General features: G+C 59.8%; 22 protein-coding genes and 1 pseudogene. 14 read left to right on the top strand and 9 right to left on the bottom strand.

All coding sequences use genetic code 11. The features are described from left to right. Positions 1–35 precede the first annotated feature (35 nt). The 8 genes and pseudogenes from CCGE525_RS22340 (at position 36) to CCGE525_RS22305 (ending at position 6,857) form a co-directional block, all read left to right on the top strand. A complete protein-coding gene (locus CCGE525_RS22340) occupies positions 36–1,058 on the top strand; it encodes an ABC transporter ATP-binding protein (protein ID WP_245472262.1) in 1,023 nt (340 codons plus the stop codon). Then, a complete protein-coding gene (locus CCGE525_RS22335) occupies positions 1,055–2,176 on the top strand; it encodes an ABC transporter ATP-binding protein (RefSeq protein ID WP_120706585.1) in 1,122 nt (373 codons plus the stop codon). The genes CCGE525_RS22340 and CCGE525_RS22335 overlap by 4 nt, the downstream gene beginning before the upstream one ends. Positions 2,177–2,179: 3 nt before the next feature. Then, positions 2,180–3,121: an ABC transporter permease gene (locus CCGE525_RS22330; protein WP_120706584.1), complete on the top strand. Its 942-nt coding sequence runs from the start codon at positions 2,180–2,182 to the stop codon at positions 3,119–3,121. A 2-nt stretch (positions 3,122–3,123) separates the two neighbouring features. Continuing rightward, positions 3,124–4,005: an ABC transporter permease gene (locus CCGE525_RS22325; RefSeq protein ID WP_120706583.1), complete on the top strand. Its 882-nt coding sequence runs from the start codon at positions 3,124–3,126 to the stop codon at positions 4,003–4,005. A 194-nt stretch (positions 4,006–4,199) separates the two neighbouring features. Then, positions 4,200–4,394, top strand: a pseudogene (locus CCGE525_RS22320) (ATP-binding protein); the annotation flags it as partial. 97 nt (positions 4,395–4,491) lie between these two features. Beyond that, entirely contained in the window at positions 4,492–5,130 is a 639-nt protein-coding gene (locus tag CCGE525_RS22315; protein ID WP_120706581.1) for a response regulator transcription factor, read from the top strand. A gap of 77 nt (positions 5,131–5,207) precedes the next feature. Then, entirely contained in the window at positions 5,208–5,579 is a 372-nt protein-coding gene (locus CCGE525_RS22310; protein ID WP_120708566.1) for a response regulator transcription factor, read from the top strand. A gap of 309 nt (positions 5,580–5,888) precedes the next feature. Beyond that, positions 5,889–6,857 carry an alpha/beta fold hydrolase gene (locus CCGE525_RS22305; RefSeq protein WP_120706580.1) on the top strand — a complete coding sequence of 323 codons (969 nt, stop codon included), beginning with the start codon at positions 5,889–5,891 and terminating at the stop codon, positions 6,855–6,857. Positions 6,858–6,953: 96 nt separating this feature from the next. On the opposite strand, the gene CCGE525_RS22300 is transcribed toward CCGE525_RS22305, so the two are convergent. Continuing rightward, the gene (locus CCGE525_RS22300; protein WP_120706579.1) at positions 6,954–7,592 is read right to left on the bottom strand and encodes a response regulator transcription factor; all 639 of its coding nucleotides are present in this window, start codon (positions 7,590–7,592) and stop codon (positions 6,954–6,956) included. A 385-nt stretch (positions 7,593–7,977) separates the two neighbouring features. On the opposite strand from CCGE525_RS22300, the gene CCGE525_RS22295 reads away from it, so the two are divergent. The 3 genes from CCGE525_RS22295 to CCGE525_RS22285 all read left to right on the top strand — a co-directional run bounded on the left by CCGE525_RS22295 (position 7,978) and on the right by CCGE525_RS22285 (position 10,627). After that, positions 7,978–8,457 (top strand): carboxymuconolactone decarboxylase family protein, encoded by a 480-nt coding sequence (locus CCGE525_RS22295; protein WP_120706578.1) that lies wholly within the window; start codon positions 7,978–7,980, stop codon positions 8,455–8,457. A 135-nt stretch (positions 8,458–8,592) separates the two neighbouring features. Then, positions 8,593–9,510, top strand: a complete 918-nt coding sequence (locus CCGE525_RS22290; RefSeq protein ID WP_120706577.1) for an MBL fold metallo-hydrolase — start codon at positions 8,593–8,595, stop codon at positions 9,508–9,510. Between the two features lie 94 nt (positions 9,511–9,604). Then, the gene (locus CCGE525_RS22285) at positions 9,605–10,627 is read left to right on the top strand and encodes a mechanosensitive ion channel family protein (RefSeq protein WP_120706576.1); all 1,023 of its coding nucleotides are present in this window, start codon (positions 9,605–9,607) and stop codon (positions 10,625–10,627) included. 231 nt (positions 10,628–10,858) lie between these two features. Here CCGE525_RS22285 and CCGE525_RS22280 read toward each other — a convergent pair whose 3' ends face one another. The 8 genes from CCGE525_RS22280 to CCGE525_RS22245 all read right to left on the bottom strand — a co-directional run bounded on the left by CCGE525_RS22280 (position 10,859) and on the right by CCGE525_RS22245 (position 20,414). Then, positions 10,859–11,377 carry an SRPBCC family protein gene (locus CCGE525_RS22280; protein ID WP_162950266.1) on the bottom strand — a complete coding sequence of 173 codons (519 nt, stop codon included), beginning with the start codon at positions 11,375–11,377 and terminating at the stop codon, positions 10,859–10,861. Further along, the gene (locus CCGE525_RS22275; protein WP_120708564.1) at positions 11,355–11,720 is read right to left on the bottom strand and encodes an ArsR/SmtB family transcription factor; all 366 of its coding nucleotides are present in this window, start codon (positions 11,718–11,720) and stop codon (positions 11,355–11,357) included. The genes CCGE525_RS22280 and CCGE525_RS22275 overlap by 23 nt, the downstream gene beginning before the upstream one ends. A 172-nt stretch (positions 11,721–11,892) precedes the next feature. After that, positions 11,893–12,942, bottom strand: coding sequence for a polysaccharide pyruvyl transferase family protein (locus CCGE525_RS22270; RefSeq protein ID WP_120706575.1), 1,050 nt, complete (start codon positions 12,940–12,942; stop codon positions 11,893–11,895). Between the two features lie 57 nt (positions 12,943–12,999). Further along, entirely contained in the window at positions 13,000–14,484 is a 1,485-nt protein-coding gene (locus tag CCGE525_RS22265) for a lipopolysaccharide biosynthesis protein (RefSeq protein WP_120708563.1), read from the bottom strand. A 311-nt stretch (positions 14,485–14,795) separates the two neighbouring features. Continuing rightward, positions 14,796–15,377 carry a DUF1772 domain-containing protein gene (locus CCGE525_RS22260; protein WP_245472261.1) on the bottom strand — a complete coding sequence of 194 codons (582 nt, stop codon included), beginning with the start codon at positions 15,375–15,377 and terminating at the stop codon, positions 14,796–14,798. Positions 15,378–15,454: 77 nt separating this feature from the next. Beyond that, positions 15,455–16,567 carry an ABC transporter permease gene (locus CCGE525_RS22255; RefSeq protein WP_120706573.1) on the bottom strand — a complete coding sequence of 371 codons (1,113 nt, stop codon included), beginning with the start codon at positions 16,565–16,567 and terminating at the stop codon, positions 15,455–15,457. Between the two features lie 2 nt (positions 16,568–16,569). Beyond that, complete coding sequence (gene rbbA / locus CCGE525_RS22250; protein WP_245472260.1) at positions 16,570–19,350, bottom strand: ribosome-associated ATPase/putative transporter RbbA; 2,781 nt, start codon at positions 19,348–19,350, stop codon at positions 16,570–16,572. After that, positions 19,347–20,414, bottom strand: coding sequence for an HlyD family secretion protein (locus CCGE525_RS22245; RefSeq protein WP_120706571.1), 1,068 nt, complete (start codon positions 20,412–20,414; stop codon positions 19,347–19,349). The genes rbbA and CCGE525_RS22245 overlap by 4 nt, the downstream gene beginning before the upstream one ends. Before the next feature lie 648 nt (positions 20,415–21,062). Between CCGE525_RS22245 and CCGE525_RS22240 the strand changes: the two genes are divergently transcribed. From CCGE525_RS22240 to CCGE525_RS22230, 3 genes are read left to right on the top strand one after another with little or no spacing between them, the layout of a single operon-like run. Further along, positions 21,063–23,306: a DUF3141 domain-containing protein gene (locus tag CCGE525_RS22240; RefSeq protein WP_120706570.1), complete on the top strand. Its 2,244-nt coding sequence runs from the start codon at positions 21,063–21,065 to the stop codon at positions 23,304–23,306. A 57-nt stretch (positions 23,307–23,363) separates the two neighbouring features. Further along, positions 23,364–24,329, top strand: a complete 966-nt coding sequence (locus CCGE525_RS22235; protein WP_120706569.1) for a phosphate acetyltransferase — start codon at positions 23,364–23,366, stop codon at positions 24,327–24,329. A gap of 4 nt (positions 24,330–24,333) precedes the next feature. After that, a complete protein-coding gene (locus CCGE525_RS22230) occupies positions 24,334–25,506 on the top strand; it encodes an acetate/propionate family kinase (RefSeq protein WP_120706568.1) in 1,173 nt (390 codons plus the stop codon). The last annotated feature ends 46 nt before the right edge of the window (positions 25,507–25,552 follow it).

Here is a 25,552-nt window from a genome sequence, read left to right as displayed (position 1 = left end):
GTCTGCGCCTGTTTTCGATGAGCACGCCCCAACCTATGGATCACAACCCGTCAGCCCGATCTCTTCGGGCTGACGACTCCGCTCCGTCCATCCTCGATATCTCGGACCTGCGTATCGTCTTCCAGACAGACACCAGGACCGTCACCGCCGTCGACGGCGTGAGTTTTTCCGTCAAGAAAGGACGCACTCTTGCCATCGTCGGGGAGTCCGGCAGCGGCAAGAGCGTCACGTCGCTTGCCGTGATGCGGCTGCTGCCCGAACATGCGGCACGCATTTCCGGCAGCGTCAATTTCGATGGCCAACAGCTTCTGGACCAGACGAAAAGCGCCATGCGCCATCTCAGGGGCAATCGGCTGGCGATGATCTTCCAGGAGCCGATGACGTCGCTCAATCCCTCCTACACGATCGGCGAGCAGATCAACGAAGTCATCCTTCGCCATCGCCGCATGTCCAAGAAGGAGGCGACCGAACGGGCGATCGCCATGCTGAAGCTGGTGCGCATCCCCTCACCCGAGACCCGCTATCACCAATATCCGCACAATCTGTCCGGCGGCATGCGCCAACGTGTGATGATCGCCATGGCGCTTGCCTGCGACCCAGAGCTTTTGATCGCCGACGAGCCGACCACCGCGCTGGATGTGACCATCCAGGCGCAGGTGCTCGAACTGATGCGCGAGCTGCAGCAGAAGACCGGAACGGCCATTATTCTCATCACTCACGATCTCGGCGTCGTCGCCGAATCTTGCGACGACGTCATCGTCATGTATGCCGGGCAGGTGGTAGAGCAATGTTCCGTCGAACAGCTTTTCACCTTCCCGCAGCATCCCTACACAGTCGGCCTGCTCGGCTCGCTGCCGCGCCTCGACGAACGGCGCGAGCGGCTCGTGGCGATTACCGGCACCGTCCCCGACATGGCCAACCCGCCCTCCGGCTGCCGGTTCCAGGCGCGCTGCCCGTTTCGCGTCGAAAAATGTGCGGAAATGCCGGCGCTCATGGAAATTTCGGCAGGCCATTTCAGCCGCTGTTGGCGTGCGCCCATGGAGGATCTCGTTCCATGACCCAACCCTCTTCCTCCTCGTCAGCCCAGAAGCCGATCATCGAAGTGCGCGGGCTCGGCAAGAACTTCATCATCAAGCGCAGCATCCTCGGCCGTCCGCTGGCCCAGGTGGGCGCCGTCGACGATGTCACGTTTTCCCTCATGCCGGGCGAAACGCTGGCAATCGTCGGGGAATCCGGCTGCGGTAAATCGACCCTCGGGCGGCTCCTGATGCGCCTCATCCGGCCGACCGCCGGCGAAGTACTGATCGACGGAGAGAATGTCACCAATATCAGCAGCGCGGCGATGCGCCGGCAGCGCCGGCATATTCAGCTGATTTTCCAGGATCCCTATGCCTCGCTGAACCCGCGCATGACGATCGCGCAGACGATCGCAGAACCGCTCATGCTGCACAACGTCGTGCCGGCCGGCCAGCGCGCCAAGCGGGTCGCGGAACTTCTGGAAATGGTCGGCCTTCGCCCCGAACAGGCAAACCGTTATCCCCACGAATTCTCGGGCGGCCAGCGCCAGCGCGTCGTGATCGCGCGTGCGTTGGCTTCCGAACCGAAAGTGATCATCTGCGACGAAGCGGTTTCCGCACTCGACGTCTCGATCCAGGCGCAGATCCTCAATCTCCTGAAGGACCTGCAGAAGCGCCTCGGGCTCGCTTTCGTGTTCATCTCGCACGATCTCGGCGTGGTGAAGCATATCTCGGATCGCGTCGCGGTTATGTACCTCGGCAAGGTGGTCGAAATCGGCGCATCGGATATGATATTCGAGACGCCCCGCCACCCCTATACCCGCGCCCTGCTTTCGGCGATTCCAGTGGCCGCGCCCCCCAGTCACCAGCGCTCGCGCGCGGCACAGCTCCACGGCGACCTGCCGAGCCCTCTGTCCCCGCCGCCGGGCTGCCGGCTACACACACGCTGCCCCTATGCCCGGCCGGAATGCCAGACCGCCAGCATGACGTTGCACGTGGAAGCGAACGGTCACGCCAACGCCTGCGCCTTCTGGAACGAACTGCCAGGACACGACGCGACAGCACCTGTTCGCGAACCCAGAAATCCAAAGCTCGAAAAGCTGTTTGCAGCCTTCGAAGCCATGGCCGTTCGGCCGGTCCAGCCCGCGGCAGGAGGTTGAACCATGTCATCGCTTCTCTTGCGCCGTCTGCTGCAGCTCATCCCGACGATCATCCTGCTGTCGATGATCATCTTTTCGCTGCAGCATCTCCTGCCCGGCGATCCGGCGCTGATCCTGGCCGGCGACAATCCGGACGAGGCGACGCTCGCGGCCATCCGCGCTCAGTATCACCTCGATCAGCCCGTCATCATCCAGTATCTCTTTTGGATGAAGGGCGTCGTGTCGGGCGATCTCGGCGAATCCATGCGCCACAACTTGCCCGTCCTCGACCTCATTCTGCTGAAGCTGCCGGTGACGCTGCAGCTGGCGGTCATGGGCATTATCGTGGCGCTCGTGCTTGGCATCACCGGCGGTGTCATTTCCGCGCTGAAGCAGAATACCGCAATCGACTATGCGACGAACGTCGTGTCGCTCGCCGGCATTTCGGTGCCGAACTTCTGGCTCGGCATCATGCTCATCCTCCTCTTTTCGGTGCATCTCGGCTGGTTGCCGGCATCCGGCTTCGTCAGCCCCTGGGAGAACTGGCGCATGAGCCTCGCAACGACGATCATGCCCGCCTTCGTGCTCGGCATGGCGATTGCCGGCGTCATCATGCGCCATACCCGAGGCGCGATGCTGCAGGCGCTCGAGAGCGATTATGTGCGCACAGCACGGGCAAAGGGCCTGAGCGAGTGGGTGGTCGTCTTCAAGCATGCGATGCGCAATGCGCTGACGCCGATCATCACGCTCGGCGCGCTTGAATTCGGCGCGCTTCTGTCCGGCGCGGTCCTGACTGAGCAGATCTTCACGATTCCGGGCTTCGGCAAGCTGATCGTCGATGCGGTCTTCACACGCGACTATCCCGTCGTGCAAGGCGTCGTGCTCGTCACCTCGCTCTTCTACATCATCCTCAATCTGCTGGCGGATATAGGATATATTCTCGTCAACCCGCGATTGAGAGGCTGATCATGCTGACGATTACGGAACCCAAGGCCCCGACCAATTCGGTGACGCGCTTCTTCCAGAGCCGCCTCTGGCGGCGGCTTGCGCGCCGGCGTAGCGCGCTTATCGGCCTTGTCGTCGTACTGTTCATGGTGCTCGTTGCGGTTTTGGCGCCCCTTCTTGCCCCCTATGATCCGGCGGCACAGAGCTGGAGCGCCGTACGCAAGGCGCCATCCGCGCTGCATTGGATGGGGACGGATGAGGCGGGTCGCGACATTCTTTCCCGCATCGTCTGGGGCACACGCGCTTCGCTGCTGGCAGGCCTGACATCGGTCGGAATCGCCATGGCGATCGGCGTGCCGCTCGGGCTTGCCGCCGGCTTCCTCGGCGGCCTCGTCGACGGCTTCATCAGCCGCTTTACCGATGCGATGCTCGCCTGCCCCTTCCTTATCCTGGCGATTGCCTTCGCCGCCTTTCTCGGTCCGAGCCTCACCAATGCGATGCTGGCAATCGGCATTACCGCGACACCGCTGTTCATCCGCCTGACGCGCGGCCAGGTGCTGTCCATCAAGGCAGAGGAATATGTCGAGGCGGCGAGCGCGGTCGGCAATCCGCAATGGCGCATCGCGGTCCGGCACATCCTGCCGAACATCCTGCCGCAGCTCATGGTTCAGGCAACGCTGACCATCGCCTCGGCGATCATCGCCGAAGCCAGCATGTCGTTCCTCGGCCTTGGCCTACAGCCTCCGGCTCCGTCCTGGGGATCGATGCTGAACTCCGCACAGCGTTTCCTGGGCAACGCACCCTGGATGGCCCTTTGGCCCGGCCTGGCGATTTTCGCGACGGTGCTGTCCTTCAATCTTCTCGGCGATGGCCTGCGCGACGCGCTCGATCCTCGTTCGCGATGACGACTGCAGCACGTCTCGCGGACTAGAAAGCTTCTGCGCTCGGGATGCGCCACTGATCGACTGACTCATCTGTACGCCGCCGATGTGGGGGCCAGAAGTTCCGGTGCCCTCGCTGTGTAAGCCACACCGCTGCTACTCCGCTATTTACCTCTGTGTCCGGGACATTGGGGAGGTATCGCTGAGAAGATTTCGATAAAATCTTTGACGGATCCTTCTCTAGTAAGGCCGATGGGATGGGTATGCGCTTGGCTCTCTGCCGGTCGATCATCGCGGACCACGGCGGCACGATAAGTGCCGAAAATGACGAGGCGATCGGAGCAATTTTCACCGTCACTTTGCCGGTACCAAATGGTGGCGGGATACCGCCGCAGGTACAAGTTACTCGTTAAATTGCAAATAGATAGCATACCTTAGTTTACTTGTCCGCGGAGCGGATTGCAGTAGGATAGACGTGAACTGAGGCCTTTTTCGGTTGGAGGACCAAACATGGCAGCCGCTTCCAGCAACGCCGAGTCTGCTCCTTCACCTCTGCAAATCGTCCACATAGTAGAAGACGACGAGCAATTGCGGCTTTCGCTGCTGGACCTGTTTCAATCGCTTGAAATGCCTGCGGATGCCTTCGAGAATGCCGACGACTTTATTGCCCGGGCTTCGCGCGAGCATGGCGGGTGCATACTTCTCGATGTCCACCTTCCCGGCGTGAGCGGTATCGAATTTCAAGGCAAGCTGGATGCAAATGGGTACCAGCTGCCTGTAGTCTTCATGACCGGTCATGGTGACGTTGCTACGAGCGTCAACGCGATGAAGGCCGGTGCGATCGATTTTCTTCAGAAGCCGCTTAGCACTTTTGAGTTGTTGGAAGCGATCAACGCTGCATTCGCGGTCGACAGCGAACGGCGCGAGGCCCGGGTTCTTCTCCAGACTTTGCGTGCTCGGGCGTCAAGTCTGACGCCGCGCGAAACCCAGGTCATGGGGCTTGTCGCTAGCGGCCTCATGAACAAGCAGATCGCTTTCGACCTCGGCATCAGCGAGATCATGGTCAAATTGCACAGAGGCAGTGTCATGAGAAAGATGGAAGCTGGGTCTTTGGCCGAACTCGTGCGTCAATTCCAACTTCTGCACTAACCGACAGTTACGCTTGAAACCCATTCCACTCACACAAGGCCCGCTCCGTTATGGCCGCAGTGATAATCCGAGGTTCGATGCAGCCCAAAACACCAATCACGGTCGCCATTATCGACGACGACCATTTCCTTCGGGAATCGCTGGGCGACTTCTTTGACGCGATGGGTATCAACAGTGTCGCCTACGGATCTGCTGACGCGTTTCTGGCATCGGGCGATCTGGATTGGGTGCATTGTATCCTGGCCGATCTCAGGATGCCGGGCACGAACGGTATCGACCTTTTACGGAAGGTGGTCGCGATAGACGGCCCTCCCATTTGTATCATGACCTCCTTTGCCGACAGCCACACGCGGGGGCTCGCGCGATCCTGCGGCGCGGCGGGCTTCCTCGAAAAGCCGATCAGCTCCGCCTATCTCCTTGAATTCATTTCAAGACCAAGGCGCGACTAAACGGGTCGCGAGGCCGGCCAGCTGCGCTCGCTCCGCTTCAGAGACTGACTCGGTCCCAACTTCCGTATAGCTTTCGAGCACGCAGACTGCCTCCTACCATCCTGCAGCTCCGAAATCGTCGAAGCGGTTCGGCATAGGCTGGCCCGCAAGGAATGCTAAGCTTCGAGATCGTTTGGCTGACGAGAAACCAAAGTATATCTTCCCAATCAGCGTCATTTCAACAATATAACTTCCGCATAACTGAGCTATACAAGTATTATTTAGCTCTAAGCAGCCAATTTTGACCAGTTTACCGATCAGGAGACAGGAATGGAATTTCGTTCTATCACGCCGACGCGGCGAAATATTATGACGGGGACATTGGCGCTCACCGCCGCAGCGGTAACCTTGAGCGCTGAATCAGCCCAGGCGGCGAAGCCTGAGAAGATTGCAGCTGAGAGGTCGAGCGGCAACTACGTGACATCGGCCGACGGAACTGAAATCTTCTACAAGGATTGGGGTCCAAGGGACGCCCCGCCGATCGTGTTCCATCATGGCTGGCCGCTCAGCAGCGACGACTGGGACGCCCAGATGATCTTCTTCCTCCAAAAGGGCTTCCGCGTAGTTGCGCATGACCGCCGCGGTCATGGCCGCTCAGCACAGGTCAGCGGCGGACATGACATGGACCACTATGCGGCTGACGCTGCAGCGGTCGCGGACCATCTCGATCTGCGCAACGCCGTTCATGTTGGCCACTCCACGGGCGGCGGTGAAGCGACGCGTTACGTGGCGCGTCACGGTAAGGGTCGCGTTTCCAAACTCGTTCTTATCGGCGCAGTCCCGCCCATCATGGTCAAGACATCAGCCAATCCCGGCGGCATTCCGATTGAGGTCTTCGACGGACTCCGGTCCACGCTCGCGGCAAACAGAAGCCAGTTTTATATCGACTTCCCGAGCGGCCCGTTCTACGGCTTCAACCGTCCGGGCGCGACGATATCCGAGACTATCGTCCGGAATTGGTGGCGCCAAGGCATGGCGGGCGCCATAAATGCTCACTATCTCGGCATTAAAGCGTTCTCCGAGACGGACTTCACGGAAGATCTCAAGATTATCGACATACCGACTCTCGTCCTCCATGGTGAGGATGACCAGATCGTCCCGGTGGCTGACTCGGCCGTACTCTCGGCAAAGCTTCTGAAGAACCCGACGCTGAAGATCTACAAGGGCCTGCCGCACGGAATGGCGACGACCCATGCGGATATCATCAATGCCGACATTCTGAGCTTCATCAACGGATAATCGGCATGAGGAGGGCGCTGCCTCCGGCCCCATCCTCTCATTTATCGGAATAATCGAGGACGCACGGGCAGCTACTTCCCGCAGCGCCTCCCTCCATCAATTCCGCTGAAGCCGTTCGGCTTTCCGAACAAGATCGGCAAGCGACCGACTCTCCATCTTGCGCATCAAGCTCATGCGATGGAGTTTTACCGTCATTTCGCTGATGCCGAGTTGATAGGCGACCTGCTTGTTCATCAGACCGCTTACCACGGCGAGCATGACTTCCTGCTCGCGGGGAGTGAGCGTGTCGGCGAGTGCCTGAATACGCTCCCGTTCCGCATCGGTCTTGCGCCGCTCCGAATCCAGGCGGATTGCATGATCGACGGCATCAAGAAGATCCTGGCTGGCGAAGGGCTTCGTTATGAAATCCGTGGCGCCTGCCTTCATCGCTTTCACGCTTGTTGGAATGTCGGCGAACCCCGTCAAGAAGATAACCGGCAGCCGGCTACCAGCAAGAGAAAGATGCTGCTGCAGATCCAGACCCGTTCCACCCGGCATTTTGAGATCGACGACAAGACAACCCGGAGCACTGATATCGGCCCTTTTGAGGAATTCCGGGCCATTCGGAAACGCACTGGCCCGCTTCTTCGTCACCATGAAAAGGTCAAGCAGCGTCTCTCTCATCTCTTCGTCATCGTCTACGACATAGACGATCGGTTCGGCAGACGTGTCCGCTTTCGGTTGAGCGTGTTGCATGGCATTGCCTCAATATATGTGTCGGAAACGGCCTCTCCCCGCGCTCTGCGAACATCGCGCCCAGCTCGGAGCTTCAGGCGGCGCCCATGAGCCTGTCGCAATGGCGACGTCCTCGTATTGCCAAACGTTTTGTACCATCAAAGCAGTCGGCGGTGATGGTAGACCTTGGGTTAGGTCGGGCGATCGGATGGGTTGGACGCTCGGCTGCCATTTCATTGGCCGCGGTCCGCTCACCATGCATAAAGACCCGCATCGGCATGGAGAGCCTTCCCCCCTAACAAACGTATAGCTGTTCGCGCATCGATTGCTCGGTCACCATCGCTCCGTCCAAAGGCGGATCTCATCCGCTTGGAGATTTCAATCCTACGAAAACGGATGACAGATTATGACTCAGCGACTGAATTTCGCTCAACTCTCGCCTGATCTGTTCAAGGGCCTGATGACCTTGAGCAACGAAGTAAAGAAGGGCTCGATCGAGCAATCCATTTTGGATCTGGTCGATATTCGTGCGTCACAGATCAACGGCTGCGCTTTTTGCCTCGACATGCACTCGAAGGAAGCCACCATCCACGGCGAACGTCCGCTTCGCCTCTATCACATCGCCGCCTGGAGAGAATCGAACCTTTTCAGCCCGCGCGAGCGCGCTGCGCTCGCCTGGACCGAAGCCGTGACAAAAATGCCGGAAGGCGGCATTCCCGACGAGCTTTACGAGCGCGTGCGTGGGCAGCTTTCGGAAAAGGAAGTCTCCGACCTGACGTTCCAGATCATGGCGATCAACGCCTGGAACCGCGCCAGCGTCGCCTTCAGGGCCGTGCCGGGCTCGGCCGACAAGGCCTACGGGCTCGACAAGGCCGGACTGGAATAAGCCTTTCGCCTTGAGGTCCCATCAAACGATGCGCGTCCGCATGGGCGACTGCGAACAAAGACATCTTGTGAACATCGTCACTAGCGCTGGAACCGACCTGATCGGTTCCAATACCGCGATCAACAGGAGATAAACATGATCCTAGAGAACACCTCTCATCCCGTTAAATCGAGCCCCGAAGAGCTGGTTCCGTCGCGCTATGCGGTGCGGATCGGCGAGATCGACGTGCTGGTGATCAGCGATGGGGTGCTGCCGCTCCCAACCAAGATGTTGGGACACAATGCCGACCCGGCCGACCGCGCAGCCTGGCTGAACGACATGTTCCTGCCAACGGAAGCTTTCGACTGGGCGCTGAACGCGGTCGTGGTGCGTAGCGGCAAGCAGACCATCCTCATCGATGCCGGGCTGGGATTGGACCCGGAGTTGAACTTGCCGCGAGCCGGGCAATTGATCAAGCGACTGGAGGCCGCCGGCATCGACCTTGGATCCGTAACCGACGTAGTACTGACCCACATGCATATGGACCACGTTGGCGGGCTGCTCGTCGACGGGGTGAAGGACCGGTTGCGTCCGGATCTTAGGATCCATGTGGCGGCGGCAGAGGTCAAATTCTGGGAGGCGCCCGATTTCTCTCATGTGTCAATGCCGCCCGGGTTCCCGGACGCGCTGCGAGCGGCCGCCAAGCACTTCAGAAAGGTGTACGACAGTCGGCTGCGATTGTTCGATGATGAGTACGAGGTGGCGCCGGGCGTGGTCGTCTCTCGAACCGGCGGCCACACACCCGGGCATAGTGTGGTCCGCGTGACGTCCGGCAAAGACCGGCTGATGTTCGCTGGCGATGCAGTGTTCGCGGTCGGGTTCGAGCACCCCGACTGGCACAACGGCTTCGAACACGACCCGGAAGAGGCTGCCCGCGTCCGCGTTCGTCTTTTGCGGGAGCTGGCGGAGACCGGCGAGCTTCTGGTGGCTACTCACATGCCGTTCCCCTCCGTTGGCCATGTGGCAGTCGACGGCGACGTCTTTCGCTGGGTACCGGTCTTCTGGGACTACTAACCGCCTGATAGAGTGGCGCCGAGCCGGCGCGCAGCCTTAAGGGCCGCGCGCCGGCTCGGCCACAATCGGCACTCGTCCCTCGGTGAGCCCTATTATGTTTGGCGAACATCATTCCCTGCCGCTCGTTCTGATCAATCTTCTGGGGCTGGCGGGCATTCTCATTTGGCATATCCAGGGGCGCCGTCATCCGACCGCCCGTCTGATCGTGCAGATCCTGTTTTTCGGCGGCATGAGCCTCGTGCTCTGGCTTGCTGGAATTTCACCTTACCATCTCGACGATGGCGAACTTCAGGATGCCGGCCTCTTGCTCGCCAGATCTGCGAGGGTCCTCTGGTGGCTCCATCTTGCATGGACGATGATCGGCTTCGTCCATATCTATCTCACCCTCAATCGGCGACCGCAGGAAGCGCATCTTCTCCAGGATCTGATCGTCGGCGTCGTCTATCTCGGTGTCGCATTGTCGGTTATCGGCTTCGTCTTCGGCGCGCCGGTTGGCCCGCTCATTGCAACCTCGGGCATCGTCGTCGTCATTATCGGTCTTGCGCTGCAGAACACGCTTTCCGATGTCTTTTCCGGGATCGCGCTTGCGCTCGGCCGCGCCTACGTCATCGGCGATTGGATCGAGCTCGCCGATGGCACCGAAGGACGGGTTGTCGAAACCAACTGGCGCTCCACCAACCTGCTGACAGGCGGACATAATGTCGTTGTCCTTCCGAACAGCGTCCTGGCAAAACAGGGTGTGACCAATCGCAGCCGCCCCGACGAATCACACCAGATGACGCTTACGTTGCGCATTGCCGCTACCCATAAACCGCGGCTTGTCGAGGAGATTATGCTCGCCGTTCTGCAGGGCTGCGAAAGGATCGTCAGGGATCCGCCGCCGGCCGTCGCACTTAAGACGATCGATGCGGTAGCCATCGAAGTCGAACTGCTGTTCCGTGTCGCGAGTGCGGCCAGCCGCATGCCGGCCCAAAACGAGATCATCGATCTGGTCTATGAGCATTGCAAGGCGAACGGAGTCTCATTGGCAACGCCGGCTCAAAGCCTCGTCATCGCGCCACCCGCGCCCACCGAACATGCCGCCTCCGTCAGGCCGATGTCATCCGATGCGCTTTAGCACCCTTTCAAAGTAGCTTTTCCAAGCTCCGCCGAGATCTCCTTCGAAAGCATTTCGACGAGATCCGACAGTACTGATATCATTCGGCGCAGAAGAAGGCCGTATCGCCTACACGCGACCCCGGCCGGCTACGATCCCACAGTCATCTGGAATCGCTTTGGAGTTAGCCACCGGTCACTCAGGGACCGGGAACAGCGAAGAGCCTGACGGCCGACCTCGGGATCCACGGCTTTATGACCGTCCCACGCTCGCGCCCATGGCGACGAGAAGTTCGTCCAGTTGCTCGAACGTCTCGGGCATCCCACCCTCCATCCCGGCGATGGCACGATCGAGGGCTTCCTTCGAAGGATAGAGTTCGTACATGATGAGCAGCGTCTTGCCATCTTTTTCCTCGAAGGTCACGGTGGTGACGGACCCGTCATCACTTTCCTCATTAGTCCAGACGAGGCGTGAGTGCGGTATCACTTCGATGTACCTACCGAAGAACGCCATAGGCTTTGCGGCATCGTGGCCGAACTCGAAACGGTACCTGCCCTCGACACGAGCATCCACTTCGCATGAAAGCAAAGACATGCCTGTCGATTTCGGCGCCCACCACCGCTTGAGCAGCCCGGGCTTGGTCCACGCCTCGAACACGATGCGCGCGGGGCCGTCGAAGGTTCGCGTGACGACCAGCTCACGCTCGGACTTCCGTTCCACTGTCGTGCGGTTCTTCATGGGGGCGGGCTCACTCTCTCTTGTTGCGTCCATCGAGCTTCTCCTTCCGTTTGAGTTCCTCGACAACCTCGTCCAGATCGTCGAAGCGTGCGTCCCAGAGCTGGCGATAGCTTTCGATCCAGGCAGCCTCTTCGTCCAGTCCACGTAGGCCGAGCTTGCAGGTGCGCACACGCCCGACCTTCTCCGTGGTGACGAGCCCCGCCTGCTCCAAGACGCTGACGTGCTTCTTCATGCCCGTGAGGGTCATGTGGAACTTCTCGGCAAGGTCCGTGATCGAAGCGTCTGCACGTCCGAGCTGCTCCAGAACGCCGCGTCGGGTGGCGTCCGAGAGCGCAGCGAACGAGGCATCGAGACGGGCTTTCTCATACTGAACCATATGGTTCAGTATGAGCGCAAGAATTGGCGGCATGCAAGGGGAAACCGACCGCGCTGCGTTGCCTGTCGCCTTCTCTCTAAACCGACCCGACCTCGCCGCTGTCTCCGCTAACTCGCGGTGAATCTCAACACGCCCTGGAGCAGCCGCATCCTATACCGTGCCACTTCGACGGTTAACCGACCGGTCTGACATGCAAGTCTGAGCGCAGCACGCTAAGCTGCGGCAAGGAGGATTGATCGGCCTTACAGCGCGCCCACGCGATTCCATCATCGAGCGATGTCGCCTTGTAGGCCAGATCCGTATCGCCTGAAAATGCGGCCATGAACCGACGTATCTTGCCGTAGTTGTTATCCAACACCGCATGGGGACGTCCAAGTAGCAGCGAGCAAATGTGGACGTGAAGCCTGTCGGTGACGATCGTGTGGCCGCGGGAGATCTGGCGGATGCCGCGACGCAGTCGATTATGGGCTGCCGCGTCGAGTTTGCGCAGCCGTATTTCGGCCGGTTTGAGAGCCAGAAGAGCCGTTGCCGCCCCAAGCGCTTTGGAGACGCGCACCCGCCTGGCGGATTCGGTGGTCCAATCCTCTTTCGGAATATCAGGATAGGCGGAAAGATCGGCGTCTCCGACCTTCTCGAGATCGGATCTCAGCATAGCCAAAACTGGAATTTCAGATTTCTCCGGCTCGATTGGACCGATACAGAAGGCCATGTCGGGGCAGAGCCTCACTTCGCAATCGAAGTGCTTAAGGGCGAACTCCTTCGACTCCTCGTCGCGCACCAGCAACACAAAGTTCTTATGACGCCCGATGACGCGCGCGCTTTCGTCCAGGCGCACCTGAGACTTATAGTGGATGGATTGCGGAAACTGAATCACCTGACGGTTGGGAAATCGCTCCAGCACTTGTTCGCGGAAGTCCTGATGCGCATCCCAGATATCGCCGAAATTGCCGCCGCCATGAATGAAGATGGGACCCGTCGGCATAATACGCTCGAGCTGCTCGGGCGAGAAATCGGTGATCCGCGATACATAGGTCGGCCGTTTGTCATATCTCTTTTTGAGATAGGCCATTTCGCCCAACCAGATGGCCGAGTCGCCGCAGTTGCGGATGTCGGGAAAGTCGAGGATTGCCAAAGGCTCATCATGGCTGATGTAGTCTTTCAGGCAATCGTGGATCATGCCCTCCAATTTCGTGATCAAGGTTTGATTTGATTGCAATGTCATTTCCCCACTCCCCGTTTAGATGACAAGGCAGTCCAGCCGTGATCGGCCGCACCTTCTTCAGGCAAGACGTAGTCTCGGCAGCACTTTGCCGAGTATGGTTCGGACCTCCGTTTCCGGGCCGGTCGGCCGCTTCATCAACATCCACAGCAGGAAGGTTGAGCCGCAGTAGAGCAGGCCGCCGAGCAAGGTCAGTATTGCGAGATGCGTGACCAGCACGACCTTGTCGTCCGTGAGCGCGAGATGGTTCGAAGCGAGCCAGACCCCGGCTGCCATCACGGCGACGCTTACAAGCGCCCGCAGGTTGACGGACAACTGCTTCAATACGGAAATCCCCGTGAAGCGCCGTACGAGCATCATGTTGACGAAAGTGCTGAACAGGCCGGTGAACACGCGGCCCAGGATGACCCCTGGAAGGCCATAGAGCATCAGACCGGCGATCATGATCGGCACCCGCAGGCAGAACATCTGGGCATCGCGGACGAACAACACCCGTGTTTCGCCCTTTGCCATGCCGAGCGGCTGAACCAGGGAGCCGAGTGTCTGCAGCGCGAAGACCGAGGCAAGCGACTGAATGATGAAAATGACTGGCGTCCACCTGTCACCCAGCGCGAGCCTGACCAGCGGATCGGCGGTCACCGCAACGCCGATGCCGGCCGGGAGCGCAACGGCGGCAACCAGCGCCTGCACGCGCTGATAGGCGGCGGCAAGCCTGTCGGGATCGTTGCGGATGCCGGCGAAGGCCGGATAGATCGTCTGCGTGAGGGGCGCGGTCGCTTCCCGCGTCGGCATCATGGCGAGATTGCTCCCCACCGAATAATAGCCGAGCTGGATCCCACCGAGCATCTTGCCGACCAGCAGATAATCGAAGCGCCAGTTGAGTGTGCTGACGATCTGACCGGCGGTGAGCCAGGCAGAGAAGGAGAAAAACTCCCGCATATGCTGGAAGGTGATCCTGGGCCGGAAGGGCAGCACCAGATAGGAGACAACGACATTCGTCGCCTGGGCTACGAGGGTGCCGATGACCAGCGCCCAATAGCTTTGATAGATCACCGCTATCGCGACGGAGGCAAAAAAGCCGGCGAACTTCTGCGAAACGGCAAGCACGAATTCCTGCCAGAAGATCAGATTGCGCTGGAGCATGATACGGCGCGGATTGATGAGACCACCCATAAACATGTTGATGCCAAGGGCCAGCATCACACCCGTCAATTTCGGCTCGTTGAACAGGCGGGCAGTTGGATAAGCAAAGATCGCGAACAGGATACAGATCGCCAGCCCACGGGCGGCATTGAGGGTCCATGCAGCGCTGAAATGGGATTCGTCGGGCGCCGCATGACGGATGAGCGCTTCAGAAAGCGAGAGCTCGGTCACTGTCGTGACGATCAGGAGTATCGTCATGCCGAGAGCGACCACGCCGAAATCAGCGGGTGCCAGATACCGCGCCAGCACGAACGTACTGAGGGTCGCAAGCCCGTTCACGATCGTCCGAGACAGGCTTAACCACATGCTGCCCTTGACGAGCCGTCCGGTGATGCTGGTCATACGATGTTGACGTCCCATTATGCTGTGATGCGGCAATTTACGGCACAGATATTCCCTTCCGTATCAACACCTTACGGGTTGTGACGGCTGTACAGAATCACAATGTCAGTCGATGGGGCGGACCCCGGCGTCTCAGCGGGAATTAGTCCGCAGAATCAGCATGTCAACATTTCCAGATCATTTTCGCGTCAGTTTCGGTTCATTTTCGTATCATTTTGGCATCATCTTGTCCGTGGTGTCGGCAGCCCGCAATAAGCGCCCGGTTCGCGACAGCGCGCGAAGCCGGACTCCGCGACGACGTTTCTGTAAGGCTACGGATTGGCCGGCCGCCATGTTGTCGCTGACAGCGCCGTTAAACAGAAAGCTGCAAACGCAAGCACGGCATTTGCCGCATGAGAATATTCCCACTGCCGCCTGAGTGTTTCCCAATGTCGAGGAATCTCGGTCCAATTCGCCGTCGCGTTGTTGGCGGGCAGCGTCCAGAAAAAGAATATTGCCAACATGAAGGCGAAGCAGAGAGCGGCGAACGCCGCGAACCAAGATGGCCATTGCTGTGAGCGGACGATCACTGCAAGCAGCGCATTCGCGATGATCGCGGCCGGCCACAGCAGTCCCAAAATCGCCCACCCATTATAAATGGTTTGAATCGTGAAATATTCGGTTTGCGGTAGGGCGATCTTATTGGGCAGAGCGGCAAGATGCGCTCCCGACGGAATGAGCGCGAGCGCGGAAACCACGAGTGCCAGAAATTGGGCTGCTCTGACTGCCATTGTCGATGACCCCTTTGCCGTTAAGCTGGCACTGCAAAGAGAAGTTCCAGGTAAGCAAAGCGAGGCACGATCTGTCCTTCGTTGGCTGTTGGGATGCGCTTGCAAAACCAAAGCCGCAGACAATCGTTCCCAACTTCATGACAGAACGGTCATGGTCGACTGCCAGACGCGATTGCCGAAGATCGCGCTGTCTGAGCGCTTTATCGAAGGAATTGACGGAAGCGTCGCAGGGAGAATGCGAACAATATCGTCCCTATAGCCAGCAGCGCCAGCAATTGCGGCCACACGACGTCGATCCCCGCCCCCCGAAACAGGACCGCCTGAGCCATGATGACGAAATGCGTGTTGGGAGCCGCGAGCATGATGTCCTGGATGATCTGCGGCATACTTTCACGCGGCGTCACGCCACCCGACAGCACCTGCAACGGAAGCAGCACCAGCATGAGCAACAGACCGAATTGCGGCATCGAGCCGGCAACGGTCGCCAGGAAAATTCCCATCGACGTGGTGGCGAACAACTGAAGCGCCGCTCCGAGCAAGAACAACGTGAGCGACCCCTGCACCGGCACCGAAAGCCAACCCTTCACCACGACCACCAACGAAAAAGCAGTGGCAATCAAGACCACTAGGCCCATCGACCAGACTTTGCTCAGCATGATTTCGGCGGGTGTAATGGGCATGACGAGCAGGTGCTCGATCGTACCGTGCTCGCGCTCACGAATGAGCGCAGCTCCAGTCAGGACGATCGACAACATCGTAACCGACGAAATCACGTTGTTGATGGCGCCGAACCAGCCCTTGTTCAGTTCCTGGTTAAAGCGGGCTCGAAGAGCCAGATCGACGGGGGCTGCGTTTGTCCCGCGGTAGCGGTTCAGGAATTCGGCGACCTCGCTTGAAACGATTGACTGCACGTACCCGCCACCGGTGAAGGCCTGACTCATGCGCGTGGCATCGACATTGAGCTGTATAGTCGGCGACTTGCCAGCAAGCAGGTCGCGCTGAAAATTGGGAGGGATGTTAAGCGCGAAGGTATCTATACCAGCATCCATGCGCCTATCCATTTCCTGTTGCGAGATGAGCTTCGGAACGATGAAGTAGGGCGGATAGAAAGCCGTGGTGATCCGCGAGGAAACGGGAGACTGGTCCTCGTCGACAATCGCGATCGTCGCGTTGTTGAGCGTTTCCGGCTGGGCGGTAGACGCCGTGTAGATCGACAATGTGAAGGCGTAGACGATCAAAATGATCATCATCGGATCGCGGGTCAGACCGCGCAGCTCCTTGATTCCCAAGTGGAAAACATTTGCTATGCGCATGGTCAGGTCGCCTGCTTCTTGAGGAGCACCACGCCCAGCCCGAGCAAAACGGGCACGGCGATCAACAACGGCACAAAGGAGCCGGCGAGATCGTTAAAGCCGAGCGCCTTCGAAAAAACGCCGCGGGCAATGGTGACGAAATGCGTGGTCGGGTAGATCTGGCCAATGATTGCGCCGGCGCCCTGCAGGGAGGATACCGGATCGATCATTCCCGAATATTGCACCGCCGGGATCAGGGTGGCGAGCGCCGTGCCGAAGATGGCCGCGATCTGGCTGTTAATGAAGCTCGAAATCAACAGGCCCATCCCGGTAGAGGCCATCACGTAGAGAATGGCCGCAGCAGTGAGCGTGATAAAACTGCCTGTCAGTGGCACCTTGAACACGAACACCGCCAGTGCGGTCAGCATCAAGAAGTTCAGAAACCCGAGGATCACATAGGGTATCTGTTTCCCGATAAGGAATTCGAGCCTTGTGACGGGCGTGACGTAGAAGTTGATGATCGATCCGAGTTCCTTTTCCCGCACCACGCTGAGCACGGCGAGCATGGCTGGTATCATCATGAGAAGAAGAGGAATGACGGCCGGCACCATCGCGACCAGGCTTTCGACACCCGGATTGTAGCGATAGCGTATCTCCAGCTGAAAGTCCGCTGCGCTGGCCGCACTGCTGCCTCGCTCGCGGGCCTTGCGTGTAAGCCAGGCTGAATGCATTCCCAGGACATAACCTTGAATGGTTTCGGCGCGCGAGGGCATCGATCCATCGATCCAGGCGCCGATCTGTACTGTATTATAGCCTCGAGCAATGTCGCGTCCGAAGCCGGGAGGAATTTCGAGCGCGAGGCTCAGTTCGCCGTTGCGCATGCGCCGGTCCAGATCGTCATAGTCGATGATCGGGGCCTTCTCGGTGAAGTAGCGCGAACCGGCTATTTGCTGGATGTAGTCGCGACTGACCGTCGTGTCGTCGCGATCGAGGACCGCAAATGAAAGGTTTGTAACATCCATATTGATGCCGTAACCGATGACGAGCATCAGGATGATGCTTCCTAGCATCGCGAGCGTCGCCCTGATCGGGTCGCGCTTGAGCTCCAGAGCCTCGCGTTGCGTGTAGGCAAACATACGGCGCATGTTGAAGACTGAGCGGACGGCCTGCGCCGCAGACGGCGTGTGGCCGTCCGCGTGGCTTCCCTGGGCTACGGCACCCGAAGGCGAAGACTGTTCTCCGATCGCGTCCTGCAGATAGGCAATAAAGGCATCCTCCAGCGACTGAGCCGACCTCTTGCGGACAATTGCCTCCGGCGTGTCGCTGACCAGGACCCGGCCGGCGTGCATAAGCGAGATCCGATCGCAAAGTTCCGCCTCGTTCATAAAGTGGGTGGAAACGAAGATGGTGACATCGTCGTTTCGCGAAAGGTCCGACAAGATCTGCCAGAAGCCGTCGCGCGCGATGGGGTCGACGCCGGAGGTGGGCTCGTCGAGGATCAATATTTTCGGTGCGTGAATCATCGCCACGGCAAGCGACAGTCTCTGGCGGATGCCAAGCGGCAAGGCCTCAGGCAGCGCGTCCATCACTCCTTCGAGGTCGAAGCGCTTGGACATTTCCGCAATACGATCGGGGATCGCCTCGGCATTCATGCGAAAGAGCCGGGCATGCAGATCCAGGTTCTGGCGGACCGTAAGTTCGGAATACAACGAGAAGGCCTGGCTCATATAGCCGACCTGGCGGCGGACTTCGATATCGTTAGGGTCCACCTCCTTCCCGAACAGCTTTGCCGTGCCCTCCGTTGCCGTTAAAAGGCCCGTCAGCATCTTCATTGTCGTGGTCTTGCCGCACCCATTCGAACCGAGGAAGCCGAATATCTCGCCGCGCGGGATGCGGAAATTGACGTGGTCCACGGCGGTGAAGTTACCGAAACGCATCGTGAGGTCCGTGGCTTCGATGGCGACATCAAGGTCATTTTCGGTCGACCGCGGCGGAATCGTCACCTTATGGTGCCCTTCCCTCTTCTCCGGCGGAAGGAGGGCTATGAATGCCGCGTCGAGGTTGGGAGTGCCAGTTTTTCCAAGCAGCTCCGCCGGGGTCCCTGTCGCCAATATGCGGCCGCCATCCATTGCGACCAGCCAGTCGAACCGCTCCGCTTCCTCCATATAGGCCGTTGCGACAATGACGCTCATGCCGGGTCGATCGCGACGAATGTCGTCGATCAATTCCCAGAACTGGCGCCGCGAGAGTGGGTCGACGCCGGTTGTCGGCTCGTCGAGGATAAGAAGGTCGGGATCATGGATCAGCGCGCAGCAAAGACCAACCTTTTGTTTCATGCCACCCGACAGCTTTCCGGCTGGCCGATCCGGGAACGGAGAAAGGCCGGTACGTCGAAGAAGATCAGCAATACGGCTTTGGCGTTCGGCTCGGTCCTGCCCGAAAAGGCGGGCAAAGAAATCGACGTTTTCAAACACCGAAAGGGTGGGATAGAGATTCTTGCCCAATCCTTGCGGCATATAGGCAATCTGGGGACAGGTCCTCTCGCGGTGCACGGTGTCGGCGATGTCGCCGCCAAGGACCTGAATGCTCCCCTGCTGTACGACGTGGGCGCCAGCGACCAGAGACAAGAGGCTGGACTTTCCCACCCCATCCGGGCCGATGAGCCCCACAGTCAGTCCCTTCGGGATATCAAGTGTGATGTCATCCAGCGCTTTGGTGCTGCCGTAGGAAAGACTAACCCTGCGAAGGCGCGCAACGCAGTCTGCGCCTCTTTGATCAGGCAAGTCCGCGCTAGGGCCGGTCATTGCACGGCTTCCGCCAAATGGGCTGGCCATTCCGTGTTGGAGTCGATCTTCACATAGGCCATGCCTGGCAAGCCGGTCTTTACCTGCTGGATATATCTCTTCAGGAGTTCCTCCGGAATCCTGGCCTTTACGCGGAACATCAGCTTTTGCCGCTCCTCTTCCGTCTCGACCGTTTTTGGCGTGAATTGTGCGACATCCGCCACGAACGTCACCTTGGCCGGAACGACATATTGCGGCGCCGCATCAAGCACGAGGCGCACATCGCTGCCGATTGCAACCCGCCCCGCCTGCGCCGTGGGCAGAAAGAACGTCATGTAGACGTCGCTGAGGTCCACCACATTCAGAACCCGGCCTCCGGCAGATAAAACCTCTCCCGGCTGTGCGACCCGATACTGAACGCGGCCAGGCCTCGTCGCCCTGAGCGTGGCGTCGTCTATGTCGGCATCGATGCTGGCGATCGCCGCCTTCGCCGCTTCGACAGCCGCCTCCGCGTGCACCACCTGCGCCTTGGCGGAGCCTATTGCTGCCTCGGCTGCGGCAAGCTGCGCCTTGGCGGCGCCGAGCGCTGCCTTGGCTCCCTCGGCCGTAGCCCTGTCGTCGTCCACCACCTGTTGGCTGGTGACGTTCGAGGTCATGAGCTGTTGCGACCTGGCAAGTCTTCGCTGCGCCCCATCGAGCTCAGCCTGCCGTTGGGCGATGGCGGCAACAGCGGCTTCGCGTTCCGCGTCGCGCTGGGTCACGAGACTTTTGGCGGTATCGACCCCAATGATGGCCTGTTGTAATGTCGCCTGGGCTTGGCTGCGGTCGGCGATTAGTTGCGTGGTGTCCATCTGGGCAAGGATGTCGCCCGCCTGAACGAAATCGCCCTCGTTCACATGGATCTCTTTGATCCGGCCGGCGGTCTTCGTCGAAATATCGATTTCCGTGGCTTCGATCCGACCGTTGCCTGACGCAATGCCGGGAGGCAAACCGCTTCCTTGATAGCGGCTCCACGCGTAGTACCCGCCGATAACCAACGCTGCCACAATGAGACCAGGGATCCATCGGCTTATCGACTTTGGCATCTCGCGCTCCGGTGTTCTTCACTGAAGGAAACTCATCGGAGGCTCTGGCGTCGTCTACGATTGGTGCCGGCATGCCGAGGAGTGGCATTTCGATCATCGCTGGAGCCCGGCTGCCCGAACCCCCATTAAGCCAAGAATGAAGATATGCAATCATCGGCTGAGAAATCAAGCCGCAATTCGCAAAATGGTATTTCGGTTTCAACCCCGGAAAGACGAACGCGGCAACGGCCTCAAAAAATCCAAGGCACTTTACCGCAGCGTTGGTTGATGGGAAACCAGCACCAGCGAATAGGCTGCGGCCTCTTGCTCGCCCTCGCCGGTCTGTACGTGAAGAGCAACTATAGCCTGAAAAGCGCTAACCGAGAATGACACGTGCTGCGCGACAGTTACTGGACGAAGTCTTCAGCGGCTAAAGGCGCCCACTGTCAGCGATTTTGGAGCGTTGGTCCACTGCGGTTCGAGAGGCGAGCCGGAGACGCCGCGTAAGCTACCGTAAAATACGTTGGTGCGGCGGCGCGGCATGCCTATGCTGCAAATGCTAAGAGACGGCGTGGTGGTGCGTTCACAGAGCGGACGCAGCTTTAGTATATTATCATCCCAGCATAAGCCTTTGAGCTCCCGCCAAGAGCGGTGAACGAGGAGTTTTGCATGCGGTACTCTCCCTATTTCCCCACAACCGATTTCGCCACTCAGTTTGGTCCGGCCGGTTTCGCCTTCGACTATGCCTTGGACGCCGCCCAGCGCAGCGTTCTATTCTGGGATGTCATGCGGAAGCGCGGCAACCAGTATCAAACCCATGCCGAAGCGACGGCGCCGCATGTGCTGAGCTTCACGCCCGAGGTCCTGCTGGATGGACGAACACTGGAGAAGCCGGTTAACTACGCGCTGGTCCGGATCATCCCACCGAAGGGCGTGGAGGTCGATGAATCGCGCCGGCCTTTCGTGGTCGTCGACCCAAGGGCCGGACACGGACCGGGGATTGGCGGCTTCAAGGCGGATAGCGAAATCGGTGTTGCGCTGAAGGCTGGGCATCCCTGTTATTTCATCGGCTTCCTTCCGGAGCCGGTGCCGGGCCAGACGATCGAAGACATTGCGCTGGCCGAAGCGATCTTTCTGGAAAAAGTCATTTCCCTGCATCCGCAGGCTGATGCTAAGCCTTGCGTGATCGGGAACTGTCAGGCCGGTTGGGCCGTCATGATGCTGGCGGCCCTGCGCCCGGAATTGTTCGGCTCGATCATCATTGCCGGTGCGCCACTTTCATATTGGGCGGGCGAACGCGGCAAGTATCCGATGCGCTATACCGGCGGGCTGCTTGGCGGCACCTGGCTTACCGCGCTCACCAGCGATCTCGGTCACGGTCAGTTCGACGGTGCGTGGCTCGTGCAGAATTTCGAGAACCAGAATCCGGCCAATACGCTCTGGACAAAGCAATATAACCTCTACTCGAAGATCGACACGGAGGCGCCGCGCTACCTCGGTTTCGAGCAGTGGTGGGGCGGCCACGTCAGCCTCAACGCGGAGGAAATCCAGTTCATCGTCGACGAGCTGTTTGTGGGAAACAAACTCGCTGCGGGCCGCATTGAGACATCGAAGGGCGAGGCGATCGATCTTCGCAACATTCGCGCTCCAATCGTCGTCTTCTGCTCGAAGGGAGACAACATCACCCCGCCCACGCAGGCGCTCGACTGGATCCTGGACCTTTATGACGATGTGAACGAGATCCGTTCGCATGGTCAGACGATCGTCTACACCGTGCACGAAACGATCGGCCATCTCGGGATTTTCGTGTCCGCAAGCGTCGCCCGCAAGGAGCACGGCGAATTCTCCAACAATATCGACCTGATCGATGCGCTGCCACCTGGACTCTACGAGGCGATTTTCGAGGCGAAAACCGATGAGACCGTCGGCGGGGACCTCGTCCAAGGCGATTGGATCATGCGCTGCGAGGCAAGAACGCTGGATGACATCCGCGCACTCGGTTGTAATGGTCCAGCGGATGATCGGTGTTTCGCGACTGTGGCAAAGGTGTCGGACATCAACCTGTCGCTTTACCACACTTTCCTTCAGCCTTTCATCCGCGCCATGGTGCCGGATTGGACCGCTAAGCAACTGCGCGAACTACATCCGCTCCGGCTGCAATATGAACTGTTTTCTGACGCCAATCCCTGGATGGCGCCGATCGCGGACCTTGCCGTCGATGTGACGGAAGAGCGCCGTCCCGTTCCTGCCGACAACCCGTTCCTGGCTTTGGAGCAGACGTTCTCACGCCAGATCGTCGCGGGGCTCGATGCATGGCGCGAAGGGATCGAGGCGCTGAGCGAGGCGACGTTCCTCTCCGTCTACGGGTCTCCGCTCCTGCAGGCGGCCGTCGGCATCGATCCGTCGGATAGCAAGCCGCAGCGCCGCGCAAGCAAGACCGCACTGCATGCTCAGGTGCTCAAGACGAGGATCGAGGAGCTCAGGGCGCAAATGGACCATGGAGGACTTCGGGAAGGGCTGGCGCGCAGCCTGCTCTACGTTGCCCTCGCAAGCGGCGCGGCGGACGAGCGGGGATTTGCCGCCATTCGCCGGATGCGGCGCGCCAAGGATGGGATTCCGGCAATGACCCTGACGGAGTTCAAGGCCTTGATCCGCGATCAGTTCCTGATGTTGGTGATCGACGAGGAGGCCGCCGTCAATGCAATCCCACGTCTGTTGCCGACGGAGGTGGGTGTTCGCCGCGAAGCCTTGTCCTCGCTGCGCGAGGTCTTGAACGCTCGTGGTCCGCTCGCCGGTGAAGCCGAACAGCGTTGGCAGAGGATCATCCAACTCTTTGACGTTTCCGAAGAGCCGCCTTCCGCATCGCCGACGCCGAAGCCGACACCGGTGAAGGTTGTCCGGCGCGCAAACTAGCCGATGAATGCCCAAAACCGAGGGCTTGAACTCGTCTTTCAACGGGGAGCATTGCAGATGCCGGAACTGGAGAATGTAGAGGAAGCCGGGCGACACGAGAAATATGAGCGCCTGATAGCCAGGGCCAAACAGGCTCCTGCAATGACGACGGCGGTCGCCCATCCTTGCGACGAGACGTCGCTGCGGGGGGCAGTCGAGGCGGCCGAAGTCGGACTGATGCGCCCGATCCTCGTTGGACCGGCGGAAAAAGTGCGCGCCGTCGCGAAAGAGTACGACCTCGATATCTCGCCTTTCGAGCTGGTCGACGCGCCGCACAGCGACGCAGCCGCAGCAAAGGCCGTGGAGATCATCCGCGAGGGCCGCGCTGACCTTCTGATGAAGGGGAGCCTGCACACGGATGAGCTCATGCGGGCGGTAACCTCGTCCGCCACGGGACTGAGGACGGCGCGGCGGATCAGCCATGTCTTCGTGATGGATGTTCCGCACCATCCGGAAACGCTCTTCATTACCGACGCCGCCATCAACATCGCGCCGGATCTCGATGCCAAGCGCGATATCATTCAGAACGCCATCGATCTCTTCACCCAGGTCGGCCTTGGTACGCCCCGTGTGGCGATCCTTTCGGCGGTCGAAACGGTTACCTCGAAGATTCCTTCGACGATCGAGGCGGCGGCTCTCTGCAAGATGTCCGAGCGCGGACAAATAACTGGGGGCATCCTCGACGGACCGCTCGCCTTCGACAATGCGATCGATCCGGAAGCGGCAAGGATAAAGGGCATCCAATCGCCAGTCGCCGGCCGCGCCCAGATCCTCGTCGTCCCCAATCTCGAGGCCGGCAACATGCTGGCAAAGAATCTGACCTTCCTCGCGAGGGCGGATGCTGCCGGCATTGTCCTCGGCGCCCGCGTGCCAATCATCCTGACATCGCGAGCGGATTCCGTGCGGGCACGCCTTGCTTCGTGCGCCGTCGGCGTATTGCTGGCCGATGCCCGCCGCCGCACGGCGCCGATACAGGGAGGTTGATGCCATGGACACCATTCTGGTCGTGAATGCCGGTTCCTCCAGCCTGAAGTTCGAGGTCTTCGCCGTAGCAGGTTCGCTCACGCGACAGATCAAGGGAAAGATGGACGGGATCGGCACCGCGCCGCATCTGACCATCAAGGGCGGCGACGGCGCACGTCTTGCGAATGAAGACTATCCGCGCGAGACGGTTCCCAATTTGCCTGCGGCGATGCGGTTGGTGGGGGAATGGCTGCGGGAGCGCCACGAGGGCCGCTTGATCGCTGTCGGCCACCGCATCGTCCATGGCGGGCCGGACCACATGCGTCCGGCCCGCATCAATGAAAAGCTGCTGGACGGACTGGAGCAGTACACGCCACTTGCACCGTTGCACCAGCCGAGCAACCTTGCGCCGATCCGCGTGCTGCTGGAGCGCCAGCCGCAGCTTGTGCAAGTTGCCTGTTTCGATACCGCCTTCCATCGCGGCCATGATCCGATGGCTGATCACTATGCCATTCCGGCGCGCTATTTCGACGAGGGTGTCCGGCGCTACGGCTTTCACGGGCTGTCTTATGAATATGTGGCCGGAAGGCTGGCCGAGGTTGCGCCGGGCGTTGGCGGCGGACGGGTCATCGTCGCGCATCTCGGCAGCGGCGCGTCCATGTGCGCGCTCTACCAGGGGCGAAGCGTGGAAAGCACACTCGGGTTCACGGCGCTCGATGGATTGCCGATGGGCACGCGATGCGGGCAGATCGATCCTGGTGTGCTTCTCTACCTGCTGCAGCAGCATGGCATGACGCCCGCGCAACTGCAGGATCTCCTCTACAAGGAATCCGGCCTGAAGGGACTTTCCGGCATCAGCAACGATGTGCGCGATCTGCTCGCCAGCGACGCCCCCGGTGCGAAGTTGGCGCTCGACCATTTCGTGCACCGCATCGGCCTCAACGCCGGCTTGCTGGCGGCAACACTCAGCGGGCTGGACGCCTTCGTCTTCACGGCTGGCGTCGGGGAAAATTCGCCGGTGATGCGGGAGCGGATCGTCGAAAAGCTTGGCTGGCTCGGCGCGTCACTCGACCCTAAGCGGAACAATGCCGGCGAGCTGCTGGTGTCGAGGGATAACAGCAAGATCGCAGTCTATGTCGTGCCGACCGACGAGGAATTGATGATCGCCAGGCACACGCTCGCGCTTATCGCTGCATAGCGAGACTGTACGCCACACCGCAAATTTTGAGGCTGAAAAGAGGGCT

This window comes from Rhizobium jaguaris, assembly GCF_003627755.1.
GTDB lineage: Bacteria > Pseudomonadota > Alphaproteobacteria > Rhizobiales > Rhizobiaceae > Rhizobium > Rhizobium jaguaris.
Note: the sequence above shows the minus strand (reverse complement) of the source record. Positions and strands in the feature narration are given on the sequence as shown.